This window comes from Pseudomonas sp. GG8 (assembly GCF_052976945.1).
In genome coordinates this window covers 4,455,899-4,475,424 of sequence record NZ_JBRIIP010000001.1, presented here as the reverse complement: position 1 = coordinate 4,475,424, position 19,526 = coordinate 4,455,899, and the positions used below count along the sequence as shown (strand labels likewise).

Below are 19,526 nucleotides of genomic sequence, written 5' to 3'. Positions count from 1 at the left end.
TTCTCCTGTTGTTCTTGTTTTGAGGTCGGCTCAGGGATAGGACACGTACACGTCGGTCAGCAGGTCGCTTGCCTGGGGTTTAGGGTCGGATTTGGCCCGGCGTACGGCGTCTTCGATCAGGTGCTCGACGTCTAGATCGATCTGGTCTAGTTGAGCGACTTTCAGCAGCCCGGCATTCAGGCTGCGTTCGCGGAACTGCATGAGACAGTCACGGGTGTCGCGAAAGTTCTTGATCTCGTCGGGCGCGCGGTAGGTTTGTGCATCACCTTCGAAGTGGCCGTAGTAGCGGGTGAGTTTCATCTCGATCAGCGACGGCCCTTCGCCGGCTCGGGCGCGAGCGACAGCGGCACCCGCAGCTTCGTGGACCGCGAAGAAGTCGAAGCCGTCTACCGTCACGCCGGGCATGCCGAAACCGGCTGCGCGGTCGGCGATATGGTCACTGGCGACCGACCACACAGACGCCGTGGCCTCGGCGTAACCGTTGTTTTCGGCGATGAACAGGCAGGGCAGGTTCCAGATCGACGCGAGGTTCATGGCTTCGAAAACCGCCCCCTCGTTTGAACCGCCATCGCCAAAGAAGGCCACCGCAACACCCTGCGTGCCTTTGAGCTTGGCGGCCAGGGCGGCACCGGCAGCCAAGGGTGCGCCGGCGCCGACGATGCCGTTGGCGCCGAGCATGCCTTTCTCCAGGTCGGCGATGTGCATCGAACCGCCCTTGCCGCCGCAGACCCCGGTTTTCTTGCCGTAGATCTCGGCCATCATGCCGTACACATCGACCCCCTTGGCGATGCAATGGCCATGGCCGCGGTGGGTGGAAGCAATGCAGTCATCGTCGGTAAGGTGGGCCATGACGCCAGCGGCCGAGGCTTCTTCGCCGGCATACAGGTGGACGAAGCCAGGGATCTCGCCAGTGGCGAATTCGACGTGCAGGCGCTCTTCGAAGACGCGGATCGTGCGCATCACTTTGTAGGCGTGCAACAGTTGCTCATGGGACAGGTGAGTGGACATCTTGTTGTTCTCCTGGGTTGTCTCAACACGGAAGGTTTGCGGGGTGTTGCGGGTGCTCGCGACCTATCGCCAGCAGGCGATGGAGCGCGGCGTAGGCCAAAACGGCTTCGACATCAATGCTGATCGGGCCGTAAGGGTCGAGGGTGACGGTGGGGTGGTCGTTGGCGCTGAACTCGATTTCACGCTCGCCGTCCAGGGCCAGGGTGCCATTGAGCAGACTCGGCGAATAAGCCACCCCAGGTTGCATCGAGCCGCAGGCACTGACGGCGCAGCCCTGGAGCAAACCTGGCGCCAGCGGCACCAGAACGGCATCGTCGGCGTTGGGGTTCAGGCGGACCCAGGCGCCCAGCGGTGATTGGCGCGAAACTGGACACCACAGCCCGCAGAGTGCCGAAAGGCCAATGGCATGGGGCTCGGCAAACGTCACGAAAACTTCCGCCAGGTCTTCGGCGCGGCAGATCGCACGGGCTCCGATGAAAGGTTGCGACGAGACGGCGACATCGACCAGCGCCCATTCACAAATGCCCCGGGCGTGCTCGCGAACCAGCAAACGCTTGTTGCGCCGCAGGCCAACCCCGGAAGGAATACGTCCGCTTGCGCAGAGCCCACCGGCCAGCCCGGCACTGGTGGCTTCACGCAGTTCAGGGAAGGCGTTGTTAGTCCCGGTCGAGAGTGTCAGCAGGGGAATGTCACCGACTTCGGCGGCAACCGCCTTGTGCGTCCCGTCGCCGCCCAACACTGCGATCAGTGCGACCCCTTGTTCGGCCATCATTCGTGCGGCCAGACGTGTGTCTTCGACGGTCTGGCGCAAGGGCATGTCGAGAAAGGTCAGGCGTGGCCAGTGGCTTTCACGAGCGTTACGTCCCTGGCTGGCTTTGAGCACAGCGGCGGCGATGCCTGTCATGTCGGGCGCCAGCAAGACGTGCTGGATGCCGGTGGCGCCGAAAGCGCCGAGCAGACGCTGGACCACGGAGGCCTTCTCGGTACTCGAATAAACGCCAGCATTGGCCGTCAGGCGGCGCACATCGCGACCCGACGCCGGGTTGGCGATGATCCCCACGGTCAGCGCGGGTTCAGTCATGGCACACCTCTGATTATTGTTTGTCTGTGTCAGAGCAAGGCCGGTGCCAACCCGGTTGATATGGCCGCAGAGGGCCGGTGCAGAGCGCTTCGTGCAACAGCGTCGAGTGCCTGGCGGAGGGGCTGGGCGAGACGCGTGGTTGCAGATGACCGGGGGTTTGAGCGAGACGCTGAGACGCTCCGTCTCAACGACGGCTCGCTCGCAGGAAGGGTTGTCGTGGGTAGGCAAACGGCGCTTAATAACGCGCATAACAACAATACGCCCAGAGGTGGACAGGCCATGTTTGCCGCACACTCCAAAGCTCATGTGGACTGCGTCAGCCGCGTGCTGAGGCATGCCGGTCGCCTGCCACAAGCCCCCGTCCCGGACTTGATTCTCGATTCCTGGCGACGCTCGATGGACCAATACCATTTGGACCCTGCCTCGCAGCAAGGTCCGCGCATCCTTTCTCACACTGTCCTCAAGGAATGCCGCGAGCGTGCTGACCTGTTCCTGCGAATTGCCGGCGAGGAAGTCGCGAGGCTACACGGACGGGTTCGCGAAGCCGATTATTGTGTGCTGCTGACCGACGCGCAGGGCCAGACCATCGACTATCGGGTCGAGTCGGGCATCCGCAACGATTGCCGCAAGGCCGGTTTATACCTGGGAACCTGCTGGTCGGAAGGCGAGGAAGGGACCTGCGGGGTTGCCGCCGTGCTCACGGGCAAGGCGCCGGTGACGGTTCATAAACGTGATCACTTTCGGGCGGCCTTCATCGGGTTGACCTGTTCTGCGGCGCCGGTGTTCGATCCCCAAGGTGAGCTGCTCGGCGTGCTGGACGTTTCGGCGCTGCAATCGCCGGATGATCGGCGCAGTCAGCATTTGATCCGGCAGATGGTCGTGCAGAGTGCCCGCGTTATAGAAAACGCGTTCTTCATGCACAGCGCTCAGGGGCATTGGTTGTTACGTGCGCACAGCGCGCCGGGGTATGTCGACAGTCAGCCCGATTACCTGTTGGCGCTGGATAACGACGGCCGCTTGTTGGCCCTCAACAGCATGGCGCGACAGGCTTTGCGTCAGCGTTTTGGTCGCTTGCCAGAGCACATCAACGAGGTGTTCGGCCCTGATGCCTTGCAGGCGGTAACGGATGAAACGCCGCAACTGCTGCGCTGGGGAGGCGATGACGGCGAATTGCATGTGCGACTCAGCGCACCCCGCAGGCAGCACCCGATGCGAGCCGTGCCGACAGAGGAAAGCGCCGCCACCCAACTCGATCCGCGCATTGCCCAGAGCTTGCAGTTGGCGGTGCGGGTCAAGGATTGCAACTTGCCGGTCCTGATTCAGGGTGAGACCGGCTCAGGCAAAGAGGTGTTTGCCCGGCAGTTGCATGACATCAGCGCCAGGCGCAGCGGGCCGTTTGTCGCCCTCAACTGTGCGGCTATTCCGGAAAGCCTGATCGAGAGCGAGTTGTTCGGCTACGTCGCCGGTGCGTTCACGGGGGCGTCGAGCAAGGGCATGCGCGGGCTGTTGCAGCAGGCTGACGGTGGCACGTTGTTCCTTGATGAGATCGGCGACATGCCCTTGAGTTTGCAGACCCGTCTGCTGCGGGTCATGGCCGAAGGCGAGGTCGCCCCCTTGGGCGGTGCGCGGCGGCAAACGGTGGATATTCAAGTGATCTGTGCGACACACCGCAATCTTGCGGCGATGGTGGCGGACGGTAGTTTTCGTGAGGATTTATATTTTCGTCTCAGCGGTGCGCGATTCCAGTTGCCGCCTTTACGCGAGCGCAGCGACCGCCTGGTGTTGCTCAATCGACTGTTCGAAGAAGAAGCGCGTTTGTGCGGCGGGCGGGCGGGTTTGAGTGCGTCGGCACTGGAATGCCTGCTCAGCTACGCGTGGCCGGGCAATATCCGCCAATTGCGCTATGTCTTGCGTTACGCCTGTGCGGTGTCCGCAGGCATGACTGTCCAGTTGAGTGACCTGCCGGAAGATGTCCGTGGGGCACCTGGCACCGAGCGTTCGTTGACTCATTCGGTTGAAGAACGCGTCAGTCCGCAACGTCAGCTATTACTGGATGCGCTCATCCGTCATCGCTGGAAACCCGGTGATGCCGCCCGATCACTGGGGATATCGCGGGCGACGTTGTACCGGCGGGTGAACCTGCACGGTATCGAGATGCCGGGTAAAAGGCGCATTTAGGGCCAAAAAAAAGACCCTTGCCGCGAGGCGAGGGTCTTTTTCAGGTGCTGCGAGTGGCTCGAGTAACGGAGACCGTTATTCGTTAGCCAATTTGTGTTCCAGGTAGTGGATGTTGACTCCGCCTTTGCAGAAGCCTTCATCACGAACCAGGTCACGGTGCAGCGGGATGTTGGTTTTGATCCCGTCTACCACAATCTCGTCCAGCGCATTGCGCATGCGCGCCATGGCTTCGTCACGGGTTGCGCCCCACGTGATCAGCTTGCCGATCAACGAGTCGTAGTTCGGCGGTACTTTGTAGCCACTGTAAAGGTGGGAGTCGACCCGTACGCCATTACCGCCCGGCGCATGGAAATGCTTGACCAGTCCAGGGCTCGGAATGAACGTTTTCGGGTCTTCGGCATTGATCCGGCACTCCAGTGCATGCCCGCGAATGACTACGTCATCCTGGGTATACGAGAGTTTGTTGCCGGCGGCGATGCTGAGCATCTCCTTGACGATGTCGATGCCGGTGACCATTTCCGATACCGGATGCTCTACTTGAACCCGAGTGTTCATCTCGATGAAGTAGAAGTTGCCGTCCTCGTAAAGAAACTCGAACGTGCCGGCACCACGGTAACCGATGTCGATGCAGGCCTTGACGCAACGCGCTAGAACTTCCTGGCGAGCCTTTTCGTCGATGCCCGGTGCCGGTGCTTCTTCAAGCACCTTCTGGTGCCGACGTTGCAGCGAGCAATCACGGTCGCCCAAGTGGATCGCGTGACCCTGGCCATCGGACAGCACCTGAACTTCCACGTGACGTGGGTTGGTCAGGAACTTTTCCAGATAGACCATCGGGTTGCTGAACCAGGCTGCCGCTTCGGCACGGGTCTGCTTCGCCGCTTCGATCAGGTCTTCTTCGCGGTGCACTTCGCGCATACCACGACCACCACCGCCGCCAGCGGCTTTGATGATCACGGGGTAACCGACTTCGCGACCGATGCGCAGCGCGGTTTCTTCGTCTTCGGGCAGTGGGCCGTCAGAACCTGGAACCGTTGGCACGCCAGCACGCTTCATGGCGTCCTTGGCAGAAACCTTGTCGCCCATCAGGCGGATGGTTTCGGCGGTAGGACCAATAAAGGCGAAACCGGATTTCTCCACCTGTTCGGCGAAGTCGGCGTTTTCCGCAAGGAAGCCGTAACCCGGGTGAATCGCCGTGGCGCCTGTCAGTTCGGCAGCCGAGATGATGGCTGGAACGTTCAGATACGACAGGTTGGCAGGTCCAGGACCAATGCAGACGGTTTCGTCTGCCAGGCCCAGGTGCATCAACTCGCGGTCTGCCGTTGAGTGTACGGCGACGGTCTTGATGCCCAGTTCTTTACAGGCACGCAAGATGCGCAGGGCGATTTCGCCGCGGTTGGCGATCAGAACTTTTTCCAACATCGCAGGCTCTCCGTGGTTCAAACGATGGTGAACAGCGGCTGGTCGTACTCAACCGGCTGACCGTTTTCTACCAGGATGGATTCGATCACACCGCTGGTTTCAGCTTCGATGTGGTTCATCATTTTCATCGCTTCAACGATGCAAATGATGTCGCCCTTCTTCACGGTCTGGCCGATTTCGACAAAAGCTGGCGAAGTCGGAGCAGGCGTGCGGTAGAACGTACCGACCATCGGCGAACGAGCGATCGTGCCGTTGAGTTTTGGTGCGGCAGGTGCTTCTGCAACAACGGCAACGGGCGCGGCAGCAACAGGTGCAACCGGCGCAGCCATTGGAGCAGGTGCGTAGTACTGCTGAGCAGGGGTTTTGCTGTGACGGCTGATGCGTACGGACTCTTCACCTTCACGGATCTCGAGCTCGTCGATGCCGGATTCTTCCAGCAGTTCGATCAGTTTCTTAACTTTACGGATATCCATTAATCATCAACTCCCAAGGGTCGGTCAGGGGCGTATAGCTTGTTGTTCAAGCTGTTCCAGGGCGGCCTCCAGGGCCAGTCGGTAACCGCTGGCGCCAAGGCCGCAGATCACTCCCACCGCTACATCCGAGAAGTAAGAGTGATGGCGGAAAGGTTCGCGTTTGTGCACGTTAGAGAGATGCACTTCGATGAATGGGATGCTCACGGCCAGCAGCGCGTCACGTAATGCGACGCTGGTGTGCGTAAAAGCTGCTGGATTGATCACAATGAAGTCCACGCCTTCATCGCGTGCGGCGTGAATGCGATCGATCAGTTCATACTCGGCATTACTTTGCAGGTACATCAGATGATGGCCACGGTCTCGGGCCTGTTTTTCCAGATCCTGATTGATCTGCGCCAAGGTCACCGCGCCGTAGAGGCCCGGTTCGCGTGTGCCGAGCAGGTTCAGGTTAGGTCCGTGGAGAACCAGTAAGGTCGCCATCTGTTGTTCCTTCTTGTGTATGCGAGCATCGATGCGCAGCGACTATGCCGTAAACCCCTGCGGACTGTCCAGTTAACTGCAATAGCCAGCACGATGACCGATGTTCGCGCGAAGTTTGTGACTCGTTTATTGAATTTGGTCATTTGCCCTGGCGATGCGTGCCGCGAAGGCTGTCGCATTGATTTCGCCGACCACCCGAATATCCGCAAGCTCCGCGCCCTTTTTGCCGAAGAACAGCAGCGCAGGCGGGCCGAACAGCTTGTAGCGGTCGAGCAGGGCGCGTTGTTCGGCGCTGCTGTCGGTCATGTCGAAACGAATCAGGCTATAACCGGTCAGCTTGCTCGTCACGCGGGGATCGGGCAGCACGTCATGTTCGATGACTTTGCAGCTGATGCACCAGTCGGCGTACCAGTCCAGCAGCAACGGTTGACCGGCATTTTTTGCGTCGTTCAGGGCGCGGTCCAGTTCGGCCGCAGTGCTGATGGTCTGCCATGGGCTGGTGGGTGCCACGGCTTCATTGGCCATCAATGCCGCTTGTGGTCGGCCCAGCGGACGCAAAGGATCGGTCTGGCCGCTCAGTGCGCCGTACCAGCAGGCCACTGCGTAGACCAGCAAAAACAGGCCAAGCAACTGATTAAGGCGTTGTGGACCGGACTTGTAGGTGAACTCCAGTGCGCCAAGAAACAGGGCAACGCCGGCCCCCAGCAAGCCCAGCAGGAGCAGGGTGATCTCGCCTGGGATGACCCGGCTGAGCAGGCCGATGGCCACGGCCAGCAGCAGGACGCCGATAATGTTTTTTACCGAGATCAGCCACTCGCCGCTTTTAGGCAGCCATGCCGCGCCGCCCGTGGCGACCAGCAGCAAGGGCGTGCCCATGCCGAGTCCCAGCGCGAACAGCTTCAAGGCTCCACCCAGCGCATCACCGCTGGCGCTGATATAAAGCAGCGCGCCTGCCAGGGGCGCCGAGACACACGGCGAAACCAGCAGGCTGGAGACCACGCCGAGGACTGCCGCGCCCCATAAAGAGCCGCCTTCAGTGCGTCCCGCAACCCGGTGCAGGTGAAAGCTGATGAAGTGCGGCAGACGCAGTTCGAACAGACCAAACATTGCCGCAGCGAAAATCATGAAGAACAGCGAAAAAGGTACCAGCACCCAGGCTGATTGCAGGCGCGCCTGTAAGTTCAGCTCTGCGCCGAACATGCCCATCAACGCCCCGAGCAGGGAAAAACAGATGGCCATCGGGAGCACATACGCCAGCGACAAGCTGAAACCGCGCAACCCGCCGACCTGCCCGCGTAGGACCACGCCGGACAGGATCGGTAGCATAGGCAGTACGCACGGGGTGAATGTCAGGCCGATACCCGCAAGGAAAAACAGCGCCAGTTCCTTCCAGCCCCAGGTACCCTTGGTTGGTGGTGTGGCAGACAAGCCTGTACTTGCGGCCGCAACGTCGCCGATGTCCAGGCGCTCGGTTTCAGGCGGATAGCACAGACCCTTGTCGGCACAGCCTTGATAGGTGACGGCCAGGGTGAACGGTCGGTTGTCGCCGGGTTTGCGTGGCAGGTCGACATCGAGAATGCCGTGATAGACCTCTACGTCGCCAAAGTACTCGTCGTGTTTTTGCTCGCCCTGAGGCAGCTGCGCGGCGCCCAGGCCGATATCGGCAGGCTCGGTGCGGAACTGAAAGCGATGGCGGTATAGGTAATAGCCTTCGCTGGCGACGAAACGCAATTTGATCGATTGCGGTGTGGTTTCGATCAGGCTCAGGCGAAATGCTTCGCGGACCGGCAGGAAGTCAGCGCTGTTGTTTAGCGATGCTGTGCCTAGTGTGGTGCTGGGGCGATTGTCCAGGAGGCTGGCACCCGAGGCGGGCAGGGCGAGGATCAATAACATCAGGCAGAGCAGGCGGCGCATAGCGGTCTCGCATGTCGAAAGTCCGCGCATGATAGCGGACTGCTCCCTGTCTTGCATGACACAGACCTTGTAGGCGCTTGCGCCTACAAAAGGCGGATCTACACCCTGAACGCTTGCACGGCGGTGTTCAGTCGCCCGCCAAGTTGTTGCAGGTGCTGGCTTTGGCTGCGGCCTTCGCCGATGCGCAGGAGGTTATCCCCGCCCAATTGGTGGATGCCTTCGCTGTGATCGCGAATTTCGCTGACGGCACCGCTTTGTTGGGCGGTAACGTCGGCGATGCGTTCTGCGGTGTTGGCGATGGTCTGGATCGCACCGACGATTTCATCCAGCGCGCCATCGGCGGCTTGTGCCTGATTGGCGGTGGCTTTGGCGTGCTCGACCTGAGCACGCATGCCTTCTACCGACTCACTTGCCGCTTTTTGCAAGCTGGCAATTAGTACTTGAATCTCGCCCGTGGCCCCGGCGGTGCGCTGGGCCAGTGAGCGTACCTCCTCGGCGACCACCGCAAACCCCCGACCCATTTCCCCGGCGCGAGCGGCCTCGATGGCGGCGTTGAGGGCCAGCAGGTTGGTCTGGTCGGCGATAGAACGGATCACGGTCAACACGCTGCCAATGGTGGCCGACTCCACAGCCAGGATTTCGATGGCCTGAGCGTTGTGTTGCACTTCGCCCACCAGGGCATGCAGCCCGGTCAGGCTCAGGCCGATCACCCGTTGACCCTGTTCTACGGCGCGACCGGCATCGCGGCTGGCCTCTGCGGCTTGGCTGGCGTCCCCGGCCACCTGTTGAATGGTGGCTTCCAGTTCGCCCAGCGAGTCGCGAATCAACGCGGTATCACTGGCCTGGCGTTCTGCGCCGCCATGCAGGCCGGTGCAGAGTTCGGCCAAGGCATGACTGCTGCCCTCAACCTGCTCGGCGTTCAAGCGGATAGTGCCGACCAGATCCACGAGGTAGGCCCGCAGGCGATTCAGCGATTCTTCGATGTCGCGCAGTTCGCGGTTGGTCGCGCCCAGCTGGATGTCCTTGGCGAAATCCCCCTCGGCCCAGGTCGACAACGCTGGCGCAAGATTGGTCAGAACGCGAGAAAGGCGACGTTGCAGCGTGTCGATCAACAGCGCGATCAACAGGATCAGGCCGATCATCAGGCCTTGCATCATCCGCACATCGCCCTGGATAAGTGCGTGCTGTCCGCGCACCTCCGGTTCCAGGCCAGTGATTGCTTTTTGCAGCGTGTCGATTTTGAGTTGAGCGCTGGCGCTGAGTTCTGCGCGGCGCTGAATCTGATCCCGGGTACGGTTCAGCTCGGCAGGGTAACGGTTAAGCAGGCTGCTCAATTCACGTTTGTAGCCCACGCCGCTGTCTTCGGCGACGGCTTTCTCGCTATTGCCCAGGCCCATCATGGCGGAGAAGTCTTCGGTGCTCGACTCGGCACTGGCCGTGACGCCGAGCAATGGCAAGGCATCCAGTGCTTGCGCCTGGGTGCTGATGGCGGCGACTTCACGTTCGACATCGGCGGCCAGCTCACTGCGGCCGCTGCTGACCAGTTTGTCCCGGGCCAGACTCAGGCGTCCCAAGTGTTGTGATGCGCTCAGTAGCGGGCCTTGGTAGCTGGGCGCCGCAGGGTTGGTGTTGCTGGAAGCATAGTGCGTGAGCTGTTCAAGCGCGGCGCCCAGTTCGCGTTCAGCCTGTAACAGCAGGCCTTGCGGATCACCCGCCAGCTTACCGGCGGCCAGCAGGTCGTTACTGCTGAACTCGCGCAGTTGGGAGAGGCTCGGGCGCAGGCTGTCGGCCATCTGTGGCGGCAGCGCATCGAGCTCATGCTGGAGCTTGTCGATGGCCTGAATGGCATCGCTTTGGCGCAGCGCATCGCCGCTGGAGAGGTAATCCTCAATGCTGCGCGCGACTTGGTTTTGAAACGCTTGAGACAGGCTCAGGTAGCGCTCCATCAGTTGATAGGGGCGTTCCAGTGCCTGCTGTGACCACCAAAGCGTTATGCCTAACGCGACACAAACGGTGACCAGCAGTAACGTATTGAGATTGGTAAGCAGCTTCAGGCGCATGTGGTCTCGACCCGACGACTAAGGGTAAGCGCTTGAAGTTATTGCGTTTTGGTTACAGTGTTATGACCGAATCGGTCGATTCATGAATAAAAGTGGCACTTTGCCTCTGGCGGCCCGCGTGCACCTGATTACGTCCCGCATCTTTAGCGTGGTACAGCGCATCATCTGCCAGTGACGACAACGTCAGGCTGTCGGCGCTTTCGTACAATTCCACAACACCTGCACTAAAGGTGCACGACAAATTCACCGGTTGCGCCGGGTAATGAATCTCAGCAAAGCGCTGGCGGATCTCGTCCAGCACTCGGTGCGCGTTGTGCAGGTCGGTGTCAGGCATCACGATGGCAAACTCTTCGCCACCGTAACGGCCAATGTAGTCGGTCTTGCGCAGGCGTTGTTTGAGGAACAGCGCCAGGCTTTTGATCACCCTGTCGCCCATGGGGTGACCATGGCTGTCGTTGACGCGCTTGAAGTGATCGATGTCGAGCATGGCAAAGCTCAGCGGCTTGCCTTCGCGGCGTGCGCGGAAGCTGCAATCTTCAAGCAGTTGCAGGATATGTGTGTGGTTATACAGGCCGGTCAGACTGTCGCGAACCATCCGCGCTTTGAGGTTGCGCGCTCGCGCCGCGCGGTTGCGCACGGTGGTGATCAAATGCCGTGGCTTGATCGGTTTGGTCAGGAAGTCATCGCCGCCTTCACTCATGGCATCGAGTTGCTTGTCCAGATCGTCTTCGGCCGACAGGTAGATGATCGGTACGCTGACATAACGGTCGTTATGGCGGATCACCTTGGCCAGCTCGGTACCTGTGCAGCCCGGCATGTACATGTCGAGGATGATCAGGTCAGGTTGGAACTCCGCGAGTTCGGCCATGGCCTGGATCGGGTCAATCAATGTGCGGGTGATGATTCCGGCACTGTTCAGCAGGCGCTCGGTGTGAGTGGCCTGAGCGCGGGAGTCATCGATGATCAGCACTTTATAGGGCTCGTATTGCGCCACACAGGTGAGGACTTCGATTTTTTCCAGAAGGCTCGATGCGTCTAGCGTGCCGGTGAGAAACTCCTGACCGCCAGCGCGTACGGCGGCCAGTCGGGTCGGGGTGTCAGTTTCGTTATGGCTGAAAAACAACAGCGGCAGCTTGTGCTCCAGTCCGTCCTGCACCTTTGCCGCCAGGATCAGGCCTTCGCCGGGGCCGCAGAAGTCGACGTCCATCACGATCGCTGCCGGATAGCGCTCAGCCATGGTGGCGTGGAACGCGGCAATACTGTCCAGCGACAAGGCGCTCAGACCGAAGAACTCAAGTTGTTTGGCCAGTCGTTCTGCGCGCTCGTGGTCCTGAAGCATCACGTAGATTGGCTTACGCAGGGGCGGCAACGACGTTTGGTCCAAGTGGTCACCGTGGCGCAGGCCCGTGCGCGACAAGCGTTGCATCAACCGGTTGAGTTCGGTGATCAGGCTGCTGCTCAGGCGTCCACGATTGGCTTCGACGGCATCGAGTGCCACGCTGATACTGCGTGCCAGTTGTGCGTGCTCAGCCTGTTCAAAGCGCTCGGCGAAACGCAGCAGGCGCAAGTTGGAATCGGTGAGCTCCGCCATGTCTGCAGTTGACCATTCACTTTGCTGCAGGCGTTGCCATACCTCAAGAATTTGACGTGCCTGATGAATTACCCGCTGGGCAAAATGATGCTTGAGACGATCACGACTCGGATCTTCTGGCTCGGTCATATCCTGGCTACTAGTGAGGGTGCAAGCGTAGGTAGGCTGGTGGCTCTATGCTAGCACCTCTCGTCATCTTCCAGCGTGCCGTAAGTCAATTAGCCCCTAAAGTATTGAGCCTTCTAATGACCAATCCGTTTGCGTGGGTAGTACAGAATTACAGGAGTTGAATTGGCGTTTTTTTGCAGATTTTGTATCCGAAACAGGATGTGAGCAGGCAAGCCTGCGAACGGCTGAGAATCGGACGCAACAGGGTGGCGAAAACACCGGGATAGATAGGTAAGAAAGTTCTGATTTTTTGGCTCGGTGCTCTGAATGATTTGTGAGCTATCGCTGTAAGAACATTCTGAATTTTTAGCTCAAGGCTTCGGGCAAGCCTGCGCCTGATAGGGTTTCGACATCCAATCAGGGGCCACCTCAATGACTCAGTGCTTTAAAGATCACGAATGCGACAAACAGGTCTTGAATCAAAACACCAAGCCCATCGCTGAGTGCGCGAGTCACGTCGTCGAACTGTACGGATGCAAAACCAGGGTCACTGAGGTGCCGGTTCTGACCTGTGAGGGTGTCTGGCGCGTTTTTCAGCGGGAGGCCGAAGAGGTTGTGGCCCCCGGCGGCATCCTGATTGCCGACCCCATCGAACGAAACCGCGCCATCAACGCCGCCTACGCCAGACTGTGGCTGCACGAGCCGCGCTTCCAGTGGGCCGGACTGGCGGCCTTTGCTTCCAAGCAAGTCGGTTGCGGGTTGTTGCATGCGGCGGGCTCTGTCGACGGCGTCCAGGCGGAGTACGACGCAGGGCAGAGATTGCTGGCCGGTAGTTCGGTCTCAAGTTCTGGCATTCCGGGCGTGTACACCATCAGCGATATGGATAAGCAAACGCTGCGCGATTACCAGCAAGCGAAGGACAGCAACCCTGTCCCATCCCCCGATATTCGCCTCGAGGGAGAATCGTTATCCCTGATGCAGCAGCAGTTCCAGCACGTCTACGAAATGATGGCACTGGGCAACACCACGTTGTTCCTCGATATCTTTCCGTTGCATGCGTTTTATAAAAAACGCGGGTTCGCGGAATTGAAGACGTGCCTGAAAACACGCGCGAGCATTTATGGTCATCCCAAATTCCCGGTGCTGTGGCCGGTAGGGCAGGAAATACTCCGTTTTGGGAAGTCTTATTCTGAAATTCTACGAGCCTTTGAGGCAATAGAGGCTGGGGATATTGCCGAGAGCGTGAAACGATTTGCCGCTCACGAGCAGCGGAACATCCTGCAACCATCAATCTACGAGGATCGGCAACTGATCGCTCTGTTGCGCGGTAACCACGCGTCCTATGTCACCGGCTTCCCCTCTGGCGTTGCCCAAGCTATCGAGTTGACTCTCGCCAGCCAATGTCAGGGGGTCGAGGATGGCCGCACTATCGGCTTCGGCAGCAACCCGTTGGCGGACCTGTCTGACGTTGAACAGCGGATGGTCTTCGTGCTCAGAGCGGCGGCGCGCTTCGACGAGATGCTGAATGACAACAATCGTGGTGCGCTGGAACAGTCGATCAAGGACATCGCTGCGGGTGAGGGCGTGCGATGAGCTTGCAATCACGCGTCGGTGGCCGGCGTCGGCGACTGGGCATTGTCCTGCTCGCCCTTTTTGCTGTTGCGCTGTTGCGCTGGGGTTTTCAGGCGCTAGCGGATGAACCGGAACTCGCGTTAGTGATCGGTGAACCCTGGGAAGACATGCGCAAGCGTTCAAGTGCGGCCATTAGTCCGGCGATACCTGGAGAGGTTTGGTTTGGCATGCCCAAGTCCGATGCGCGATTGCGGTTCAGCGACCCGCAGTACGGGTTCGTCACGCCGCTGGCTCGCTTCTTCACTATTGGATTTGAAAACGAGCGAATTGATGGCATTCGCATGTCCCCCCAAATCGAACCGCTGCTGCTCGATGACGCCCTTAAGGTCGTGCTGGACTTACAGGATCAATGGCGCCAGAGCGGCTGGGTCGTCATCTGGCCGAAAGACGATCCACCCTTCGCCGATACGCCCGAATGGCGCGCCCAATTGCGGGACGTGAACAAGGGCGGAACAACCTATTGGCAGGCTGGCGACAAATATCAGGTCATGTTGTTGATGAATCGCTTCAAAGATAAAAAGCGCCCCAGCGAAGAGCGCTACCTGATCACCCTTGATCTAGCTAAACCGTGGCTACCCACCCATACGGAGCCACCCGTGCTTGCACGCTGAGTACTCGCCCCACGCCAGTCACCCGAATACTTTTTCTCGCAACAATAATGGAGCATCCGAATGCCAACACCTGCTCTGGAAATCCTGCAAGCCATCGAGCTGACCCTCGCCAGCCAATGTCAGGGGGGCGAGGATGGCCGCACTATCGGCTTCGGCAGCAACCCGTTGGCGGACCTGTCGGACGTTGAGCAGCGGATGGCCTTCGTGCTCAGAGCGGCGGCGCGCTTCGACGAGATGCTGCACGACGACAACCGCAGTGCCCTGGAGCAGTCGATCAACGAGATCGCCGCTGGCGAGGGCGTGCGATGAAACTGCAATCACGCGTCGGTGGCCGGCGTCGGCGACTGGGCATTGTCCTGCTCGCCCTTTTGGCTGTTGCGCTGATGCGCTGGGGTTTTCAGGCGTTAGCGGACGAACCGGAAATCGCCTTGGAGATGGGGGGCACTTACGAGGACCTGCGAGAGCGCTCTACGGCGAACTTTAGTCAACTGATACCTGGGCGTGTGTGGTTCGGCATCCCTAAGTCCGATGCGCGATTAAGGTTCATCGACCCGCAGTATGGGTTCTCAACGTCTCAAGCTCGTTTTTTCACGGTCTCATTTGATGACAATTTGATTGTCGATGTTCGCATGTCCCCGCAAATCGAACCGCTGCTGCTCGATGACGCCCTTAAGGTCGTGCTGGACTTACAGGATCAATGGCGTCAAAGCGGCTGGGTCGTCATCTGGCCGAAAGACGATCCACCCTTCGCCGATACACCCGAATGGCGCGCCCAATTGCAAGACGTGAACAAGGGCGGAAGAACCTATTGGCAGGCTGGCGACAAATATCAGGCAATGCTGATCATGAATCGTTTCAAGGACAAAAAACGCCCCAGCGAAGAGCGCTACCTGATCACTCTCTCGCTTGCCAAACCATGGCTGCCCATCGATACCGAGCCCCCTGTGCTTGCACGCTGAGTACTCGCCCCCCGCCAGTCATCCGAATACTTTTTCTCGAAAAAAAATGGAGCATCCGAATGCCAAGTCCCGCCTACATGACCATTCACGGAACCCAGCAAGGCCTTATCACTGCCGGTGCGCTCGGCAAGGACTCGGTTGGTAACGCATGGCAGTTGGGCCATGAAGATCAGATTCTGGTGCAGGCATACGACCACGGAGTCGTTATTCCTGGCGGAGTAACCGGTCGTCGTATGCACAAGCCGCTGATCATCACCAAGGCGGTCGATAAGTCCTCGCCTTTGCTCTTTAATGCAGCCGCCAACGGTGAAGCGATCAAAACGTGCCGATTAGACTTGTATCGCCCCGCTGGCAACGGTGTCCAGGAACACTTTTACACTATTGAATTGGAAGGCGCGGTCATCGTCGCCTTCAATGTGACCATGCCCCACTGTCAGAACTTGAGTACTGCCCATTTCACTCAATTGGAAACGGTGCACTTTGCCTATCAGTTCATTGCTTGTCGACACGAAATCGGTAAAACCAGTGGCTATGACGAATGGCACGCAGGGTCTCAGCAGTGAAGTTGATCAGCGCGTTGTACCCGTCATTGTCGGAGGTGAAACATACCTATCCGGTTGACGAAGCGCTGGATATCGTCAAGCAGCATCTTGAAAGGGGGGCCGATATCGATGGGATGGCGCCGCTTCGTAACGTTCTGATGCTCCCGTTTGACAGCGAGGTGGTGAAACGGGTCGAGAGTGGCGAATGGTTGTTGGTGAGGGACGAGGCATATTACTTTGATGGCGGGCAAATTGACGAATCAGTGGGTGCGAAGTTGTTTGATCATCGGGTGATGGAGTTGATGGATGCCCCTCCGCCCCAGGAAAAGCATCATCGCCGGATATTTCGCGTCACCGATAGCCAAACGGGGGAGCCGCTTATTAATCGGGGCTATATCGCCACCGTTGAAGGTGAGACGAGTAAGCGACGAACCGACGTTATTGGAATAGCCCATATACCCGCGCCGCCAGAGGGCGCAAAGATTTCCCTGCACGTGGTGCCTAACTAACTAGCGAATGTATGTCTTTCGGCGTGCCGTAGGTCAATTAATTGCTATTGATAGGAGAATTGACGCCGAAATATTATGATTGTCATCTAAAGCGGGTTTGAAATTCTGAGGAAGGGCGGTAGGACGCTTTGCGGCTGCCCTGTATCTCCATACGAATGGATCTTAGGTGGCAGCCGACTAAGGCCCCTGTCACTGGTCGCTCGAGTATTTCTCTTGTTCAAGACAAGCCCAAGTAGGCCGACAGTCATGGAGTTACAATGGTAACAAGAGCAGTAGTAATCGTGAAGGCGGACAATTGTATATAGGCAGTTGGAAGGGTATAGCCAAATCTGACCATTTAAATAATGGATTACCTATTTTGAAATAAGCAATATAAGTATGCTCAATATAATGCATAAAAAAATTAACACCGCATCACCTAAAAACCGCCGGGAGTATCCGAGTCGGAGAGGAGATGACAAGTATTGCCTTGGTAATACGGGTATGGAGCTGGTGGCAAAATTAAGACGTTCGACTGGACTGAGCGAGCCCTCTGTCCTATGAAACTGATTGCAATAACTACGTCACTGGCAATGCTCCTCTGTCTAACCGTGGGGTATTATAAGTCTGCGGGAATGCATGGTCCGGTGCAATGGCATTTTTTTATTAAAAAGTCGCCAACCTTTAAAGTTGAATTTACTAACCTATTTGCCAAATCTGGAGATTATCCAAGGTTTCAGTACTTGAGTGATTCTGAAAGGCGCCAGATTATTGATTATTGTAAATATCGACTAGGGATTGAAACCAACCTTCAGAGTCAACAGGAGATGTTACGGTGCAGCGCTCGATAGGGTTTTGCGGGATTTTGATTCCGGTAGTGATATTGAATGTTGGTTATTACAACGACGTCGAAGAGCAAGGTTTCGCTTCAATCACTTTTTTTGGAAAAAAATCACTCACGCTCCAAATGAAATTCGTTAACCCGTACGCAAGTGGGGGCATAACGCGTTGGGTGGCAAGCAACAAAAACTTATTGATTATTATAAGGAACCGCATCGGATCGCGAACAATAACCTGTAGAGCCTTTAGACTACGAAGCGAATGCCCCCGGCCACCCCCCTCAAACCATTTCCACGCAACCTCCCTCCCACACCCAAGGCACCTTGCTGTAAGGTTGTGGTCGAACCATTGAATTTCGTGATTGAAAGGATATAGCCATGCTGGACTGGAAGAACCGCGCGGGCCGCGCACAGGACCGTGTCGATGACTCAGCGGTTGGAACCCGCCCCCGAAGCTATTGGGGTGGTGTTTTTTTTAGCCGTGCCCTAGGTGTTCTGGTCGGCCTGTATTTGCTGGTCACGCTAGTGATCGGCTGGTACTGGAGCCAGGAACCGGCGCTGTTTCCGGTTCAGCAAAACGCGCAGTTGGCCGCTGAGAGCCAGGGCAAGCAGATGGTCATCGGCTACACCACGGTCGAAACGCTCAAGACCGTGGCATCGACGCTGCTCGATAAGCGCGGTGGTTATATTTCCAACGACCGCTTCCCGCCGGGCGTGTGGCTGGACAACATCTCGCATTGGGAATATGGCGTACTGGTGCAGGTGCGTGACCTGAGCCGTGCTTTGCGTAAGGACTTTGCCCGCTCGCAATCGCAATCGGCAGAAGACGCCGACTTGGCCAAAGCTGAGCCGCGTTTCAACTTCGACAATAAAAGCTGGGTCTTGCCGTCGAGTGAGTCCGAGTACCGGGAGGGGATCAATTCGTTGAGCCGCTATCAAGCGCGCTTGTCCGATCCTAGCCAAAAAAGTGCACTATTTTATGCCCGCGCCGATAACTTGAATAACTGGTTGGGTGACGTCGCCACCCGTCTTGGTTCGCTGTCGCAGCGGCTGTCGGCCAGCGTCGGCCGGGTGAAGCTAAACAGCAGCTTGAAAACCGAGTCTGTTCTCCCAGGCCAAGTACCGAAGGTCGATGAAGAGATCGTGGAGACACCGTGGCTGCAGATTGACGACGTGTTCTACGAAGCCCGGGGTCAGGCGTGGGCGTTGTCGCACCTGCTTCGCGCTATCGAAGTAGACTTTGCCGATGTGTTGGCGAAAAAGAACGCCACGGTCAGCGTGCGCCAGATCATTCGTGAGCTGGAAGCTTCGCAGGCACCGGTCTGGAGCCCAATGATTCTCAATGGCAGCGGCTTCGGCGTGCTGGCTAACCACTCGCTGGTCATGGCCAACTACATTTCCCGGGCCAACGCTGCGGTGATCGACTTGCGCCAACTGCTTTCGCAGGGTTGATCGATGCCGTTCTCCTCTCAGGAGGCCGCGCACCGCGCCGCCTCCGACGCCGAACAGATTGCCTGGGTCGATGAGCAGGACAAACAGCTGGGTTCTATTGAGCGGGCTCAGCTACGCGAGCGCGGTCTGATTGGACGTGGCACCTATATATTGCTGTTCAACTCTGCCGGTGACTTGTGCGTGCATCGGCGCACCTTGAGCAAGGCTATTTATCCGGGTTATTGGGACGTGGCCGCTGGTGGCATGGTGCTGGCCGAAGAAACGTACGCCGAATCAGCGGCCCGCGAACTCGAGGAAGAGTTGGGCGTCAGTGGTGTATCGCTGAGCGCGCATGAACATTTCTTCTTCGATCAACCGGGCAATCGCCTGTGGTGCGCGGTGTTCAGCGCTGTCTGGGACGGGCCGCTGACGTTGCAGCCTGAAGAGGTGCTGGAAGCACGCTTCATTCCGGTGGCCGAGGCCTTGAGTGAAACGCTGCACAAGCCTTACTGCCCGGACTCTCTGGCGGCACTGAAGCGTTATTTGGGGCAGACGGAGTCTTAGGCGCAAATGTTCAAGAAATTGGCGCATATTTGCCCTTAGCATCTGCACTTTTTGCCGTTACACTGCGCGACCTTTTCAAGCTGAGCCATTATTGGCCCAGTAGCGCTGCCCCTGCCTGAGTGGGGCTTCGCGGTCGGTTACCCGCTAC

At 58.4% G+C, this 19,526-nt stretch carries 15 protein-coding genes and 2 pseudogenes; 9 read left to right on the top strand and 8 right to left on the bottom strand.

The genetic code is table 11. The features are described from left to right. Window positions 1-30 precede the first annotated feature (30 nt). Window positions 31-1,008 carry a thiamine pyrophosphate-dependent dehydrogenase E1 component subunit alpha gene (locus tag ACVBEG_RS21385; protein ID WP_322177648.1) on the bottom strand — a complete coding sequence of 326 codons (978 nt, stop codon included), beginning with the start codon at window positions 1,006-1,008 and terminating at the stop codon, window positions 31-33. A gap of 22 nt (window positions 1,009-1,030) precedes the next feature. Next, window positions 1,031-2,089: an ATP-NAD kinase family protein gene (locus ACVBEG_RS21380; protein WP_322177649.1), complete on the bottom strand. Its 1,059-nt coding sequence runs from the start codon at window positions 2,087-2,089 to the stop codon at window positions 1,031-1,033. Window positions 2,090-2,368: 279 nt separating this feature from the next. Between ACVBEG_RS21380 and ACVBEG_RS21375 the strand changes: the two genes are divergently transcribed. Beyond that, window positions 2,369-4,267 carry a sigma-54-dependent Fis family transcriptional regulator gene (locus tag ACVBEG_RS21375; protein ID WP_322278033.1) on the top strand — a complete coding sequence of 633 codons (1,899 nt, stop codon included), beginning with the start codon at window positions 2,369-2,371 and terminating at the stop codon, window positions 4,265-4,267. Between the two features lie 75 nt (window positions 4,268-4,342). Here ACVBEG_RS21375 and accC read toward each other — a convergent pair whose 3' ends face one another. The 6 genes and pseudogenes from accC to ACVBEG_RS21345 form a co-directional block, all read right to left on the bottom strand. Beyond that, window positions 4,343-5,686 carry an acetyl-CoA carboxylase biotin carboxylase subunit gene (gene accC / locus ACVBEG_RS21370; protein ID WP_322177651.1) on the bottom strand — a complete coding sequence of 448 codons (1,344 nt, stop codon included), beginning with the start codon at window positions 5,684-5,686 and terminating at the stop codon, window positions 4,343-4,345. Between the two features lie 17 nt (window positions 5,687-5,703). After that, the gene (gene accB / locus ACVBEG_RS21365; protein WP_219062523.1) at window positions 5,704-6,159 is read right to left on the bottom strand and encodes an acetyl-CoA carboxylase biotin carboxyl carrier protein; all 456 of its coding nucleotides are present in this window, start codon (window positions 6,157-6,159) and stop codon (window positions 5,704-5,706) included. Window positions 6,160-6,183: 24 nt separating this feature from the next. Continuing rightward, entirely contained in the window at window positions 6,184-6,639 is a 456-nt protein-coding gene (gene aroQ / locus ACVBEG_RS21360; RefSeq protein ID WP_322177652.1) for a type II 3-dehydroquinate dehydratase, read from the bottom strand. Window positions 6,640-6,765: 126 nt separating this feature from the next. Then, the gene (locus ACVBEG_RS21355) at window positions 6,766-8,553 is read right to left on the bottom strand and encodes a protein-disulfide reductase DsbD (protein WP_322177653.1); all 1,788 of its coding nucleotides are present in this window, start codon (window positions 8,551-8,553) and stop codon (window positions 6,766-6,768) included. Between the two features lie 98 nt (window positions 8,554-8,651). After that, window positions 8,652-9,167: pseudogene (locus ACVBEG_RS21350) on the bottom strand (methyl-accepting chemotaxis protein); the annotation flags it as partial. A 1,498-nt stretch (window positions 9,168-10,665) separates the two neighbouring features. Beyond that, window positions 10,666-12,333 carry a diguanylate cyclase gene (locus ACVBEG_RS21345; protein ID WP_447108288.1) on the bottom strand — a complete coding sequence of 556 codons (1,668 nt, stop codon included), beginning with the start codon at window positions 12,331-12,333 and terminating at the stop codon, window positions 10,666-10,668. Window positions 12,334-12,744: 411 nt separating this feature from the next. Between ACVBEG_RS21345 and ACVBEG_RS21340 the strand changes: the two genes are divergently transcribed. The 8 genes and pseudogenes from ACVBEG_RS21340 (at window position 12,745) to ACVBEG_RS21305 (ending at window position 19,378) form a co-directional block, all read left to right on the top strand. Further along, window positions 12,745-13,905, top strand: coding sequence for a DUF2515 family protein (locus ACVBEG_RS21340; RefSeq protein WP_322177656.1), 1,161 nt, complete (start codon window positions 12,745-12,747; stop codon window positions 13,903-13,905). Next, a complete protein-coding gene (locus ACVBEG_RS21335) occupies window positions 13,902-14,555 on the top strand; it encodes a hypothetical protein (protein WP_322177657.1) in 654 nt (217 codons plus the stop codon). Before ACVBEG_RS21340 ends, ACVBEG_RS21335 begins: the two co-directional genes overlap by 4 nt. A gap of 81 nt (window positions 14,556-14,636) precedes the next feature. Further along, window positions 14,637-14,864, top strand: a pseudogene (locus tag ACVBEG_RS21330) (DUF2515 family protein); the annotation flags it as partial. Then, complete coding sequence (locus tag ACVBEG_RS21325; protein WP_330200615.1) at window positions 14,861-15,514, top strand: hypothetical protein; 654 nt, start codon at window positions 14,861-14,863, stop codon at window positions 15,512-15,514. The pseudogene ACVBEG_RS21330 and the gene ACVBEG_RS21325, both read left to right, overlap by 4 nt. A gap of 59 nt (window positions 15,515-15,573) precedes the next feature. Next, the gene (locus tag ACVBEG_RS21320) at window positions 15,574-16,077 is read left to right on the top strand and encodes an Hcp family type VI secretion system effector (protein ID WP_443698387.1); all 504 of its coding nucleotides are present in this window, start codon (window positions 15,574-15,576) and stop codon (window positions 16,075-16,077) included. Next, window positions 16,074-16,565: a hypothetical protein gene (locus ACVBEG_RS21315; protein ID WP_323565882.1), complete on the top strand. Its 492-nt coding sequence runs from the start codon at window positions 16,074-16,076 to the stop codon at window positions 16,563-16,565. The genes ACVBEG_RS21320 and ACVBEG_RS21315 overlap by 4 nt, the downstream gene beginning before the upstream one ends. 1,196 nt (window positions 16,566-17,761) lie before the next feature. Beyond that, window positions 17,762-18,835, top strand: coding sequence for a DUF2333 family protein (locus tag ACVBEG_RS21310; protein ID WP_322177661.1), 1,074 nt, complete (start codon window positions 17,762-17,764; stop codon window positions 18,833-18,835). Between the two features lie 3 nt (window positions 18,836-18,838). Beyond that, the gene (locus tag ACVBEG_RS21305) at window positions 18,839-19,378 is read left to right on the top strand and encodes an NUDIX hydrolase (protein ID WP_322177662.1); all 540 of its coding nucleotides are present in this window, start codon (window positions 18,839-18,841) and stop codon (window positions 19,376-19,378) included. The last annotated feature ends 148 nt before the right edge of the window (window positions 19,379-19,526 follow it).

Bases quoted from the DNA above. Each gene is read 5' to 3' on its own strand.
- ACVBEG_RS21345 (WP_447108288.1), bottom strand. From the start codon at position 12,333: ATGACCGAGCCAGAAGATCCGAGTCGTGATCGTCTCAAGCATCATTTT.
- ACVBEG_RS21380 (WP_322177649.1), bottom strand. From the start codon at position 2,089: ATGACTGAACCCGCGCTGACCGTGGGGATCATCGCCAACCCGGCGTCG.
- ACVBEG_RS21335 (WP_322177657.1), top strand. From the start codon at position 13,902: ATGAGCTTGCAATCACGCGTCGGTGGCCGGCGTCGGCGACTGGGCATT.
- ACVBEG_RS21355 (WP_322177653.1), bottom strand. From the start codon at position 8,553: ATGCGCCGCCTGCTCTGCCTGATGTTATTGATCCTCGCCCTGCCCGCC.
- ACVBEG_RS21320 (WP_443698387.1), top strand. From the start codon at position 15,574: ATGCCAAGTCCCGCCTACATGACCATTCACGGAACCCAGCAAGGCCTT.
- ACVBEG_RS21310 (WP_322177661.1), top strand. From the start codon at position 17,762: ATGCTGGACTGGAAGAACCGCGCGGGCCGCGCACAGGACCGTGTCGAT.
- ACVBEG_RS21340 (WP_322177656.1), top strand. From the start codon at position 12,745: ATGACTCAGTGCTTTAAAGATCACGAATGCGACAAACAGGTCTTGAAT.
- accB (WP_219062523.1), bottom strand. From the start codon at position 6,159: ATGGATATCCGTAAAGTTAAGAAACTGATCGAACTGCTGGAAGAATCC.
- ACVBEG_RS21375 (WP_322278033.1), top strand. From the start codon at position 2,369: ATGTTTGCCGCACACTCCAAAGCTCATGTGGACTGCGTCAGCCGCGTG.
- accC (WP_322177651.1), bottom strand. From the start codon at position 5,686: ATGTTGGAAAAAGTTCTGATCGCCAACCGCGGCGAAATCGCCCTGCGC.
- ACVBEG_RS21385 (WP_322177648.1), bottom strand. From the start codon at position 1,008: ATGTCCACTCACCTGTCCCATGAGCAACTGTTGCACGCCTACAAAGTG.
- ACVBEG_RS21305 (WP_322177662.1), top strand. From the start codon at position 18,839: ATGCCGTTCTCCTCTCAGGAGGCCGCGCACCGCGCCGCCTCCGACGCC.
- ACVBEG_RS21325 (WP_330200615.1), top strand. From the start codon at position 14,861: ATGAAACTGCAATCACGCGTCGGTGGCCGGCGTCGGCGACTGGGCATT.
- aroQ (WP_322177652.1), bottom strand. From the start codon at position 6,639: ATGGCGACCTTACTGGTTCTCCACGGACCTAACCTGAACCTGCTCGGC.